General features: G+C 38.8%; 14 protein-coding genes. 4 read left to right on the forward strand and 10 right to left on the reverse strand.

Annotated elements, in window-relative coordinates:
• Positions 1-169: 169 nt before the first annotated feature.
• The 5 genes from ASE01S_RS10460 to ASE01S_RS10480 all read right to left on the reverse strand — a co-directional run bounded on the left by ASE01S_RS10460 (position 170) and on the right by ASE01S_RS10480 (position 3,850).
• Positions 170-583: a VOC family protein gene (locus ASE01S_RS10460; RefSeq protein ID WP_067841829.1), complete on the reverse strand. Its 414-nt coding sequence runs from the start codon at positions 581-583 to the stop codon at positions 170-172.
• Positions 584-678: 95 nt separating this feature from the next.
• The gene (locus ASE01S_RS10465) at positions 679-1,461 is read right to left on the reverse strand and encodes a helix-turn-helix transcriptional regulator (protein ID WP_067841831.1); all 783 of its coding nucleotides are present in this window, start codon (positions 1,459-1,461) and stop codon (positions 679-681) included.
• A gap of 197 nt (positions 1,462-1,658) precedes the next feature.
• Positions 1,659-2,564 carry an SDR family oxidoreductase gene (locus ASE01S_RS10470; RefSeq protein ID WP_067841833.1) on the reverse strand — a complete coding sequence of 302 codons (906 nt, stop codon included), beginning with the start codon at positions 2,562-2,564 and terminating at the stop codon, positions 1,659-1,661.
• Between the two features lie 87 nt (positions 2,565-2,651).
• On the reverse strand, positions 2,652-3,206 hold the full coding sequence (locus tag ASE01S_RS10475) for a helix-turn-helix domain-containing protein (protein ID WP_067841835.1): 555 nt from the start codon (positions 3,204-3,206) through the stop codon (positions 2,652-2,654).
• 218 nt (positions 3,207-3,424) lie between these two features.
• Positions 3,425-3,850 (reverse strand): winged helix-turn-helix transcriptional regulator, encoded by a 426-nt coding sequence (locus tag ASE01S_RS10480; RefSeq protein WP_067841837.1) that lies wholly within the window; start codon positions 3,848-3,850, stop codon positions 3,425-3,427.
• Between the two features lie 90 nt (positions 3,851-3,940).
• Here ASE01S_RS10480 and ASE01S_RS10485 point away from each other — a divergent pair, with 90 nt between their 5' ends.
• On the forward strand, positions 3,941-4,228 hold the full coding sequence (locus ASE01S_RS10485; RefSeq protein WP_245630361.1) for a YciI family protein: 288 nt from the start codon (positions 3,941-3,943) through the stop codon (positions 4,226-4,228).
• Between the two features lie 110 nt (positions 4,229-4,338).
• On the opposite strand, the gene ASE01S_RS10490 is transcribed toward ASE01S_RS10485, so the two are convergent.
• Positions 4,339-4,854, reverse strand: a complete 516-nt coding sequence (locus tag ASE01S_RS10490) for a DinB family protein (RefSeq protein ID WP_067841842.1) — start codon at positions 4,852-4,854, stop codon at positions 4,339-4,341.
• 304 nt (positions 4,855-5,158) lie between these two features.
• Between ASE01S_RS10490 and ASE01S_RS10495 the strand changes: the two genes are divergently transcribed.
• Positions 5,159-5,557, forward strand: coding sequence for a VOC family protein (locus ASE01S_RS10495; RefSeq protein ID WP_067841844.1), 399 nt, complete (start codon positions 5,159-5,161; stop codon positions 5,555-5,557).
• Positions 5,558-5,919: 362 nt separating this feature from the next.
• Here ASE01S_RS10495 and ASE01S_RS10500 read toward each other — a convergent pair whose 3' ends face one another.
• Positions 5,920-6,876, reverse strand: a complete 957-nt coding sequence (locus ASE01S_RS10500) for an HD domain-containing protein (RefSeq protein WP_157065196.1) — start codon at positions 6,874-6,876, stop codon at positions 5,920-5,922.
• A 224-nt stretch (positions 6,877-7,100) separates the two neighbouring features.
• Between ASE01S_RS10500 and ASE01S_RS10505 the strand changes: the two genes are divergently transcribed.
• On the forward strand, positions 7,101-8,384 hold the full coding sequence (locus ASE01S_RS10505; RefSeq protein WP_067841846.1) for a right-handed parallel beta-helix repeat-containing protein: 1,284 nt from the start codon (positions 7,101-7,103) through the stop codon (positions 8,382-8,384).
• Positions 8,385-8,767: 383 nt separating this feature from the next.
• On the opposite strand, the gene ASE01S_RS10510 is transcribed toward ASE01S_RS10505, so the two are convergent.
• Both ASE01S_RS10510 and ASE01S_RS10515 read right to left on the reverse strand, forming a co-directional pair.
• Positions 8,768-9,316: a DinB family protein gene (locus tag ASE01S_RS10510; RefSeq protein ID WP_067841848.1), complete on the reverse strand. Its 549-nt coding sequence runs from the start codon at positions 9,314-9,316 to the stop codon at positions 8,768-8,770.
• A gap of 16 nt (positions 9,317-9,332) precedes the next feature.
• Positions 9,333-10,178: a DUF6544 family protein gene (locus ASE01S_RS10515; RefSeq protein WP_067841850.1), complete on the reverse strand. Its 846-nt coding sequence runs from the start codon at positions 10,176-10,178 to the stop codon at positions 9,333-9,335.
• A gap of 723 nt (positions 10,179-10,901) precedes the next feature.
• Here ASE01S_RS10515 and ASE01S_RS10520 point away from each other — a divergent pair.
• Complete coding sequence (locus ASE01S_RS10520) at positions 10,902-11,171, forward strand: hypothetical protein (RefSeq protein ID WP_067841852.1); 270 nt, start codon at positions 10,902-10,904, stop codon at positions 11,169-11,171.
• Between the two features lie 373 nt (positions 11,172-11,544).
• On the opposite strand, the gene ASE01S_RS10525 is transcribed toward ASE01S_RS10520, so the two are convergent.
• On the reverse strand, positions 11,545-12,522 hold the full coding sequence (locus ASE01S_RS10525) for a pectate lyase family protein (protein ID WP_373277947.1): 978 nt from the start codon (positions 12,520-12,522) through the stop codon (positions 11,545-11,547).
• Positions 12,523-12,611: the final 89 nt, after the last annotated feature.

The raw sequence follows: 12,611 nt of genomic DNA on the forward strand, positions 1-12,611 counted from the left end.
AAATTATTATAGCACTAATCTCTTACCTTTTCTGCCTGTGAATGTAACTAAGTTCTGAGCTTACCTTGCAAATCAATCATTTTCTAGTAAACTTCAATGATTATTTAGTGGATTTGGTCCATTTAAAAAACTGAATCCGTTTCAAGTCGAATTCAGTTAGCTCTTTTGTTTAATTAAATTGATAATTCAATTCCCAGGTAAAACCGAATTGATCTTGAACTTTGGCATATAGAGCATTCCAAAAGGTTCGATCAAGCTCTGTGATAATCTGACAGCCTTGTTTGGTGAAATGCTGGTAGATATCCTTAAGCGCTACTTCTGATTCAATTTCAAGCCAAATCGTGCTTTGATTGCCTTGCTTTAGGTGCTGATCTGTTATCACATCACTCGCACAGACGGTTAACGGCCCCAACTTGATCGTTGAGTTCATAATCAAGTCTGTTTGTTCTTCTGTTTCAGCCATTTCTGCCTCGCCATAGGTTAGCTGCTCAACAATCTTCGCACCAAAGACTTTATGATAAAATTGAAGCGCTTCCTGACAATCCCCGTTAAAAAATAAGAATACCATACTATCTTTAATCATCATTTTTCCTCCTAAAAAATTATTCAAGATTAGAATAACAAAGGTATAACTTTATTTTTTCTTCTAGATTGCGTAATATTACTGTCATCCTCACCCTATCCCTTGTGTAATACTTCTTTAAGTAGCTGAGCAAAGTTGAATAAAATCGGTGGATCTTCTGGTAAGGGTCGACGTAAAATTAAATCGAATTCACGCTCTTGATATGTATCATCAAATGCTACCTTATCTTCTATCCGACCACGCAAGCAATTCTTCAAGATGAAATAATCAAGTGGATTCTGGCTTTTTTTAATGGCACAAGCCAATATATAAAATCTCCCTGATGGAATACGATCAAAGACAACTCGGTTTTGGTTAACAATCGCCTGTCCCATCACCGGCTTATGGTTAGGAATTGGCTTATGAAATAAACCAATGAAGGTTAAGCATGATTGCTCGTTCTCAGGATAGTGCAAGTGAATCGTACAACGATATTTTTTCTGATCAATAGGCTCAGAAAAAGTCACAGCTTGCTGATCAGATGGTTGTGTTTCATATTTTTTCAACACCTGAAACAGCCGATTAAGCTGAAGTTGATACTGCTTTGGCGATAATCCCGTATTTTTTTTGAAGTTACGAGCAAAAGTACCCGAACTTAAAAAACCCGAACTTAGCTGAGATTTTAAAACCGTGCTATCTTTTCCAATCAGTTGTTCAATACTCGTTTCCATTTTAATTGCCGAGCTATATTCCTTAGCAGAAAAACCGGTTAGCTTTTTTAATTCGCGACTAAAATGATATTTGCTGTAGCCAAAATGCTGGGCAATCTGTTCAATAGATTGATCGTCATTAGCATGCTCTTTCAAATAGATCAATATTTCTGGAATCAAATCCTTCATGGCAAGCTCCTCAAAAGATATCATTTTGTACCTATTATTACAATTTATCCTTATATTAGAATATCTCAATCAGCTAAAAACAGTCCAGCCCAACCTTTGGAGAATAAATGTTGCCATAATGGTCTAAGATTAGTCTTTTTTCTAATAATTCTACTCCTCGATTAAAAGTTTAAAGCCAGACTGTTTGCTAGTTATAGTTATCGATATCCTGTTGGGTCTGCAGGCTTTCCTGCATCCTGTACCTCTTCAATATAGCGCCAGCAATCAGGCTGTGAACCATCGAGATCGTAAAAATGATAATGCTTAGCAAGCTGGCCACTTGACAATGACTGGCCATTCCATCTAGATTTATTCGGATCTAAAGCTAAATTGGCCACAGCTCTCCCAATATATCGCGGTGTCTCTGAAATAACGAAGTGTGGCTCTTGTGCCAATGCATCCTGCCAATTTGCTTCGCTCACGCCATATTCTTCAAGCATAATCTCGGAACGTAACCAACCCGGAGTTATCGACACAGCTGTACATTGATAGGGTTTTACTTCTTGGGCCTGAGACCAAGCTATTCTGTTTATTGAAGTTTTGGCCAGATCATAAAAAAGAGATAAGCGATAATGATCCGCATTATACGAAGCGGTACCATCCGTCACTTCAACCACTAAACCACCAGGGTTCTTAATTAGCAATGGCAGCGCATAGTGGCTTGTAATAATATGAGTATCAATAGCTAAACGAAGCATCCGAAAGCCTGCATCAAGCGAATGCTCCCAAATTGGAATATTCCATTCAGCCAAATATTCCGCTCCCCATATATCATTAACTAAGACATCCAATCGACCTTGCTCTCGCTCAATTCTTTCGATCAGATTTTTAACCTGATCACGTTCTAAATGATCAACTTGGACGGCAATACCGGTTCCACCTGCTTGATTAACAAGTTCTGCCGTTTCCTCAATTGTTTCAGAACGGTTATATTCTGATTTTTGAGCTCGTGTCGTTCTCCCTGTTAAGTAAACGAGAAAACCAGCTGCACCTAATTCTATTGCAATCCCTCGTCCTGCACCTCGCGTTGCACCAGCAACTAAAGCAACTTTTTTATTTGTCATCATTTTTCCCCTTATTCAAATAATTTTTTGCTCAAATTTAAACTGTTTTCCAGTAGGCGATCGTTGACTAAAACTAAACCAACAGCTCTAGACATGCTCTGAGGAACTTTCTCCACTATTGTTAGGAATAAACATTGACGCAAAAGTACGTGTCTTTCGATCAGGACGTTTCTCTTTCTTTGTAGCCTGCTCTAGTATTTCATTTATTGCATGAGTAAATTGCTCAAATTCTTGATCTGTAAGATGAAGTGGTGCATGCCAATAACCAAAGCCATCTTTCTGATAATGCTCTGGCGAGGTTGTCATAAGATAATCTGTTACTTGTTGGAGTAAGGTTGCCTGAAAAACGGTGAAATACTGTAAATGCTCCTCGGCAGAAGCGGTTAGGAACTCATCTTGATTAATTTGGAGCTGATCTTGATTAACCGCATAAAGATGCTCCGCTTTTCCCCTAACATTTTTGGTGTCGACAATACGTATAATAGCAGCATCGCTTAGCAGTTTCATCTGACGATATAAGGTGGCCTGTGGTACATCACCCAATCGCTCCATTAATTGATAGGTTGTAAGTGGTTGATTGACTAATAATTGCTGGACAATTCGTGTTCGAACTGGATGTAGTAATAAATCAATCTTTTTCAACAGTAAGACCCCTTTTTATTATCATTTTATATAACGATAATAAAATCTCTAATAGATGTCAACTTATAATCCTACCAAAGTTAGCTCAATGACAGGATCAGTGTTGAGACGAAGTCTGAAGATACTAGGTCCCCTTTCTACAAACCCAAAAGCAGAAGGCGTAGCTTCGCCAAAGATTAAGCTTGTTCACTTTTCCGTCATTCCTTTTAATGGTCTAGTCAATCAAAGATACCTTTTCCCTGTCGAACTGCATCCTTAATAAAATCAATTAATGCTTCCCGTGATAACTGTGAGTCTTGAAGCCATTTAGCTTGTTTCTCTGTAATCGGCTCATACTTCGATCCCCATAACGATAACTCAATTAACACAGGAATAAGGTCCAGCCCCTTTTCTGTTAATTGATAGAGATCTTTACGCTTATCTGATGGGTGTGGTTTCTTTTTAATCAGCCCCTCTTGTTCTAAACTCTGTAACCGATTGGTTAAAATATTTCGGGCAATTCCTTCATCAGAATTTAGAAATTCTCCAAAGGTATGCTTATTCGCAAAAATAAGATCACGAATAATTAATAGTGACCAAGTATCTCCTAGCATTTGTAAAGAGAAATTAATTGGACAATCAGACCGTAATTTTTTATTTATCATTTCTTCACTCCTTGCATTCTATTGATCATTCAAGTATAATTAATTCAGTTTTAAAATGCAACTGAAAACAAAGAGGTGTTGATTGTGAAAATGATGCTTATTTATCATGGCGGCAAAGTCCCAACTGATCAGCGAGCAGATAATATAAGGCAACTTTGGGAATGGTTAGACGAGCTTAAAGCAGATGGTCTTGAAATCGCACGTTTTGCAGGATCAGGATTAACAACACTTACAGATCAAGGAGCGACACCGTATCAAGGGGATATTTTTGGTGCATCAATTATCGATGTAGATTCTGAAGAACAGGCACTTGAACGGATTCAAAACTGGCCCGAGCTACAATACGGAGGAAAAATTGATTTGATTCAGTCATTGTAATTGTTAAAACGTATTCATTATCCTTTCAGGTGAAGGGTATCTACAGCCAGCATAAAAAGTTAATGTGGAGCATAGGCTTTGAGAAAAGAAAAACACTATGCTCCATTTTATTATTTAAGATATCGCTCTTGTAAAACATTAAGATGATGTTTCTCATGACCAGCTATAATAAAAGGTAAGGCACGAGCTGTAACCAATTCTTCTTCTACAATTGCCTGATTCAACTCATTTTCAACTGTTATGCCCTTTATGGTAAACAAGGTCGTTTGTCGAACATGCTGGTAATATTCAAGGAGTTCTCCAGGTTGATACTGGTCAAAGGATGCAGCTAAAACAAAATCATCCTGATCATAGCCAGAGATGCTCAGATGATTTTCTCTAGTTAAACGAAATAAACGATAATGCATGATGATTTCATTGTCAATCAAATGACCTAAAACCTCACGAACTGTCCATTTATTAGGGGAATATTGATATGACCAGACTTGTTCTGATAATGGTCTAAGCAGATTAACCAGGTCATCAGCTTGGTTAGTGAGTACCTGCTCGACATCTTGATCTACAACTCGTTTGACGTAGGGACTAAAATAAGCGGCGTATTCATTCTCTAATGGTTTATTTATCATTTGGTCACCTCTACTGATTTGATTATTTAATTATAGTACTATTTCGTACAAAAGTTAATAAGTACCTTATCACATTCACCTTGGCGAATTTGCGCCAAATTTTATCGAACTTCGCTCGGTAAATTTCCGCTGAAAGTCTGTGCCATCCACCGAAGTCCTTAACTTGATTCAGCCAGGTTTTCCTCGAACTAAATCAAAGACAAACAGGCATTGATCTAACCATTTATAAGCAGTAGGAGAATGCTGCTGAATGAAGTTAAGAAGGTAATGTTTATCATTAGACAGAGAAAAGGAGTTGGTTATCATGTTACAAGGTTCACTTCACCATTTGGAGCTTTATGTATCTGACCTTAAGCGATCGACCCAGTTTTGGGGATGGTTTTTAGAATCATTAGGTTACCAGCCCTATCAAAAATGGAAGCTTGGACAAAGCTGGAGGCTAGGTGAAACCTATATCGTCTTTGTACAGACAGAAGCAAAATATACCGAGGTTCCTTATCATCGCTGCCAAGTAGGCTTAAATCATTTGGCCTTTCAAGCAAATTCTCGTCAACACGTTGATACCATAACTGATACGATCAAAGATAAAGGGATACCGCTCCTGTATCCTGATAAACACCCTTACGCCGGTGGTAAAGACCATTATGCGGTTTATTTTGAAGACCCTGACCGGATTAAGGTTGAGCTTGTAGCTCCCCATTAAACGGCGAGATTGGCAGTGTCTCAGATCAAAAGGTAAGCCCTCTCCTCGTCAATAAAGTGAAACTTCGTTCAATCGGGTTTCGAAGCATAGAAAATGTGCTCGTGTAGACGTTGCGACACGACGAATGCCAGTTACACTGCGATAAAAGCTTAAAGAGATGATTAAGTCAATGGGATGAAGCATTCATGACGATAATATCTAGCATAACGTTTCTCTGACTGTAAAAGCCATAAAAGCGAATAGGACAACACTAAGCTCGGCATCCCTTTTTAAGCCTATCTTCGCCGTTTAAGCTCCTTTTTTCTCCTTTGTGGAATTTTACTCGCAAATTACCTTGACCTCTGCCCCCTTGATTTATAAACCTAGCTGACCAGTAGTTGATAATCTCGTTTTAATGCAGCTAATGCCTGCATGACTGGTTGTGCTTTTTCGGATTTACTTAAGGGTTGGCCCATACATAATGGTGTTTTTTGATAAAGCTTTCTCACCTTTAAGGGAATTCCTTGAGCTGATAAATCATGACTTATTTTAATTTGATCTGGCTTTCTTGTCAGTAACGCTACATATTGGTTAACCTGCTTTTGATCAGATCGATATAAAATTGATAGTAATTCAGCATCAGTTAATAAGGCTAATCCATGCTTTGTGCTGTTAGCTAGTTCCTGTTTTACTGCTTCTATTAAAAGTTGGTCAGCTGCCATTAGTAATGGAGATAAAAATAGCTGATGATCCAGATAGATTAATTCAAGTAATTGACAACCTGTCTCTTCATCAGTCACTACTCCAGATTCATTACACCGGATTTTTTCAAGTAGCTTTCTCGGTAATATTTTAATTTGTCCAGCCATATATGTATCACGCAAAAAGCTATCTAAATGATCGAGTCCCATTACTTCTGCAGTTCCAGTAAGTGGGCTTGGTCCATTTAAGTAATCAATTACATCTTGAGGCAGTATATTAATTTCCGCTAAAATGTTCGTGATCTCCGGATCGCAAATATAGGCTTCAGTAAGCTGATGATGATTAAAACCTAACGCACTTTCAAGAGCATGAGAGAATGGTAAATGACCAATATCATGCAAAATAGCAGCAACTCTGATAAGATCGTTTTCAGGAAAATATCGGGCCGTTAATCGCCAAACCCCTAGCGTATGTTCAAATCGTGAATGAACGACAGGGCTAACAAGTGCTCCAGCACCATAATGAGCTAAGTGCTTTAATCTTCTTAAATAGCTGGTCTGAAAAAGTGCCTCTTCCCATGGATGCATCACTTCTTTAGGATAGAGCGGTTCATCTATTAATATGGAGTTATCTAGCACACTTATCCTCTCCCATCTGCTTCTTTCTAAGTTAATAGATATTCGCCACTTTAACCTATGCCACTATTCGATGTCAAATGATAATAATCAAATAGATCAAATTTACTTCGACAAAAGCACGGGTAGCTGTTGCAAAATTTGATGAACAAAACTCCAAAACAATGAAAGGGTTTTCATTAACTTTCTCGAAGTTTAGTCTATACCCTATAAAGGAGGAAAAAACGATGTTCAAAAAGTTGCGATTACTCTCCATGTTTATCTCGTTCTTATTCTTGTTCAGCCTGCTTTCATTGCTAGAATTAAATGCTTCACAGGAATCATTCGTTATCCCAGATGGAGATCGGACATTTTATGTTGCTCCTCACGGTAACAATAGTCATAATGGTTCAATCTCTGCACCGTTTGCTACTCTGCAGTATGCTGTTAATCAAGCTCAACCGGGTGATGTGATCGTCGTTCGTGGTGGAACCTACCATGAAAACACTCGAATTGACATTAATAGAAATGGCACAGAAAACAAACCGATCGTCATTACGGCTTACCCTGGTGAAACACCTACATTTAATTTTTGGGCACAGGAGGAATTACCTGGACGTGATGGTATTCGTCTAAACGGTGACTACTGGCATATGATCGGATTACACGTAACAGGAGCTGGTGGCAATGGATTTCGAATTCATGGTAGCTATAATACATTAGAACAGTCAGTCGCTTATCAAAATCGTTTAACCGGTATTCACCTTGAAGATGGCTCGTATAATCTAATTAAAAATAATGACAGCTTCCGTAACTTTAACCTTCGTGGTCGTGTTGGAAATATGTCTGATGGATTTGCCGCAAAATATGAAGCATTAGGACCTGGTAATATCTTTTACGGAAATCGGGCTTGGGAAAACTCTGATGATGGCTTTGACCTCTGGATGGCAAGCAGTACAATTGTGATCGAAAATAACTGGTCTTTTGACAATGGCAATGCAGCCATTTGGAATCACCCAAACTTTGAGGGGAACGGAAATGGTTTCAAGTTAGGAGGAAACCATATTGCAGGTAATCATATTGTCCGAAACAATATCGCCTTTAACAATCATGGTAAAGGCTTTGATCACAATAATAATACAGGTTCTTTAACGCTGATTCACAATACTGGGTACCATAACGGCATAACACACAATGGACGTAATTTTGATTTCCCTAATAACCCAGTCGATGGAGGTAATCATATCCTTATTAACAATTTAAGTGCAATGGCTCCAGTAAATGAACGGATTGCTAATTCCTCCATCCAGCAAGGCAATAGCTGGCAAATAGCAGATGTCACGCCAAGTATGTTTTTTAGTGTCGATACCTCACTTGCTAAACGACCACGTCAGCCAGATGGTTCCCTACCAGATATTCGTCTATTTGAACCACGACCTAATAGCTTTTTGGTCAATGGCGGGGTAGACATCGGTGAACCTTATCATGGCACTGCTCCAGATATCGGGGCTGTTCCCTACTCAGGACAATAATCATTGATAGAGTTAACAGTCCAATGGAAATAAAGTAAAACTTCGTTCAGCGGGGGTTCAACGCATAGGATGTGCTCGTGCAGACGTTGCGACACAACGTCGCGAACTTAGTCAGCTTCCTCTCTCCCCCACTGAACGTTAGCTGAACCAATCGGGCCGTTACTGGCTGTTGGATCTCCCACTTAGACATGACGTGTTCCCTTATTTATTGAAGCGGGAGGCTTACAAAAGCCCTTCGATGGGGCGAGTAATCGCAGTCCCAGTCAGTTACCCTGCGATAAATTTCCGCTGAAAATCTGTCCAGGTTTGTACCTCACTAAATGGAATACATATTTGCATTCATCTCACCACTTATAAAAGGGCCGTCTTTCTTCTGAATGAAGCTATAACAGCTTATAATAAGCTCGCAGTAAATTAAAGTGATGTTGCTCATGAATCCCTAGTAAATCAATACTTTGAATTAAGTTGGGATAATGTGCAATTGGATCAGGGTAACGAATATGACCCGCCACTTCTTCTTTCACATCTACCAACATCTCCTTAAGTAACTGAGTCTCCTGTTCGATCGCATCAGTTAACTCAATAAACGTTAGCTTCCGCTTCCTTTCTTCAGGCGGTGCAATAATTGATGGAGCCTTCATTGATTGATCACGTTTCGTCGTATATTCTTTATAAATATTATAGCTATTGGTAGGATACGGTTTTTTACTTCGTAATCGAGCAAGTGGCTTAGCCAAAGGTAAATAAAAGTGATTAAGTTGTCTAAATCTTCTAATCATTAAATAGAGATGGTAATAGGTTTCACCAATCGACCACTTATCAACGCGGGCCCGTTTCCATTCCAAATCTTGATAACTACTTATCTCGTGCTGAAATACTTCTCTTTGTTGATCGAGTTTATTAAAATGTTTGGCTAAATATGTACTCTCCATTTAACATTGTTCCTTTCTAATAGGCTGAAGGTTGATCATATTCAACCGCTTGAATTTCAAAGTTAAACCAATTATATTCCCCTGAATCCAAATCCCATGTAATTTGACCTTTTGTCGGTACCTTAAAATCTTGAAATGTCTGATAGTTCTCAATGTGAACCAGCCATCTTTCTAGCCGAAACTCGCCGTCAAATTCACCATAGCGATCTGCTTCAAACATGATCACTTCACCATCGTTATTAAAGGTAAAAATTCCTGAAGCTTCAATACCTTGATATGTTAACGTTGCCTTAGCCTGTTGATCATTGAGCTCTTCCCATACGATATAAGAACTGAGAGCCGCCGTTGGAAACCAAGCAATCTCAGCTAAATAACGTACTAATGTACCTTGATCAATTTCCTTCCCCTTTGCATCAGCGACCGTAAATAACGCTAATGGCTTAATTAACATATTGCCTTTGCCATCTATGTATTTATCTCGAGCTAAAATGTTGAACAGTGGCGCAGCTTTTACATTGGCCTTCCAAATAAAAGCCGGCGTTTGGGTGGTAAAATATTGCTCAGCTTCAACCTCCATCCAAGGCTTATCTTCAGCCAATCGCATTTGGGCTGATTGTTTTAATCTAACTGTTGTGACGTTCTTACTATTAACCACACCCGCATAACGAAGCCAGCTTTGCACATTGTTCGGTAATCGCTTTAAATCTTGTTCAGTAATTTGGTTGCCAGTCGATGTCATGTCACTAAAAAGTGTCGTAATTTCTTTTTTGACCATTCGATCAAAAGATATCCTTGCCCCATAAACGATTATTATTAATATCACAATCCCAATTAATAAAACACTTAAGATAAATCTAAGCATGGAAGTCCCTCCTTAACAAATAGTTATCCATTGACACAGTGAATTAAGTAAAAGTAGATTTAAGTTATTTTTTTAAGTAGAAGCTATGCTGTTTAAATCGATAAAGTGAAACTTCGTTCAGTGAAGGTGTCGACGCATAGGATGTGCTAGTCCAGACGTTGCGAACTTAGCCAGCTTTCTCCCTCTCCCACTGAACGTGAGTTGAACCAATCGGGGCCGTTACTGGCCGTTGGATCGCCCACTTAGACATGACCTATTCCCTTATTTCTTGTAGTGGAAGGGTTACAAAAGCCCTTCGATGGGGCGAGTAATCGCAGCCCCAGCCAATTACACTGCGATAAAAATAACACTAATAAATCGTACCCTACTATTCTCTATATCTATTATACAACAGTATCGGTATCCATATGAGAAAGAATTGAACTCCCCCTACTTATCGCTCTTGTTTTCTGATTGGTGGGAGATTCTTGGGAACGCACATACTTGTAAGCATAATTCTTTAGCTGCAGAGGTTGTCTGAAGGCATTTCATCTCCCCCTTACCGTTTGGCTGTGCCCTGCGCACGATTTGAGGGGGAGTCTGCTCGTCTGTTTGAGATAAAGGCTGTTTTCTATAGGATTGTTGCTTTTGAACATAAAATTGTAATCACAATATATTTTTGATAAAATGTGAGCACTTTATGCTAGTTATTGAGAGTGATTGTTTAGAAAAGGATGTGTGCATTTGAAAAATATTGAAAATTTATTAAAAGTAGGTTTGTATCTACAATTGCTTTGGTATGTATTGTTTTTTACAAATCTTCTCGGGGTTATAGGTTCAAGAAGTGAGTTATTACAGGATATAGTTTGGCTAGGTATCCCTTCTTATGGGTTAATCGTTGCAATAGTCTATATTCTCAAACGAAAACTGAAAAGTTTTGTATTGCTTGAAATGCTTTTGTCTTTATCAATAATATTTTTATGGATTATAATTTCTGGAATTAGCCAAATGTAACCATTAAAGTGAAACTTCGTTCAGTGGGGGGTTCGACGGATAGGGTGTGCTCGTGCAGACGTTGACGTCGTGAACCTAGTCAGCTTCCTCTCTCCTCCACTGAACGATAGTTTAACCAATCGGACCGTTGTAGTGGGAGTCTTACCAAAGCCCTTCGATGGGGCGAGTAATCGCAGCCCCAGCCCAGTTACACTGCGGTAATTTAGCAGAGTTTCACAGAGGAAAGGTCATTTTAAGTGTTGTCCAGTATTCCCAGCCAGAGAAAATACTCGATGTTATGTATACATGCGCTTATTTCTCTGGACTGGAATATTATCTATTTTTAACGAATTGCACTTCATTGGAACACGATTGCAGTTATAACCCTAAGGCATTATGGCTGTACTTTGCCAACCCCAGCATATTGGGTCACGATTGCTTTAACATTGTGAACTGGTGTCAAACTGTAAGAATAAGGAACGCGATAATTACTAGTTGAAGTAGTCGGTCGACTTCCTGAACTATTAATGTAGAGGTTGTTAGAGACATTCCAATAACCGGTTTGATTACTATACCAGAATCCTAAAGGATTATGTGAGTTTTCAAACACATTATTCTCTACTAGTAAATGTGCTCCCATTCGGGCATTAATACCTGTATCAATGATGCCTTCAAAGTAGTTATTATAAAGATGCGCTCTCCCAAATCGGATGCTCGGCACACGTGAATTTAAATTTTTAAAGTAATTATGGTGGAATGTAATATTTCGATCGTAATTGTCACTGTCAGATGAGCCCATCAGCATAGCCTTCCAACCATCATGGACATAATTCCATGAGAAGGTGACATTATAGACGTCTCGTTTGATATCAAATAATCCATCATAATAATCCTTGTGAACATTTAAGCTTGCATACAGTTCATTATGATCAACCCAAATATTTCGTGAGGGTCCTTCAATACTAATCGCGTCCTTGTCGCCTGTATTCACTTCATGAATGGTCAGGTTACGGATAATAATATTGTTAGCACGCCAAATCTTAATTCCGATCCCACTGAATCGACCATTTCTACCTACACCTAACACAGATACATCAGATACATCTTTGATATCAATCTTACTTGCTGATGTATTACTCGGCGTAATCGTTCCATTAACATAAATAGTCAGAGGTCTATTTGCCGGTTTATTTTTTAGAGCTTGAATCAACTCATTGCCTGTACGAACCGTTACGGTATTCCCTCCAGCACCTCCCGTTGTCCCACCATTAAGTGTGGAAAAACCAGTTTGTCTAAAATCAGGTGTATTGGCCGATATAGATGATAACGAAAAAAACGCACAAAAAAATACGATGAGGCTAACAACAACCATTTTGAATAACCCAGTTCTCATTCTCACCTTGCTCACGTCCTTTTATATTTAATCCATCCACTAGAAAGACAAAACACCCTATCCTCCCT

This window comes from Amphibacillus sediminis NBRC 103570 (assembly GCF_001552275.1).
Classification (GTDB): domain Bacteria; phylum Bacillota; class Bacilli; order Bacillales; family Amphibacillaceae; genus Amphibacillus_B; species Amphibacillus_B sediminis.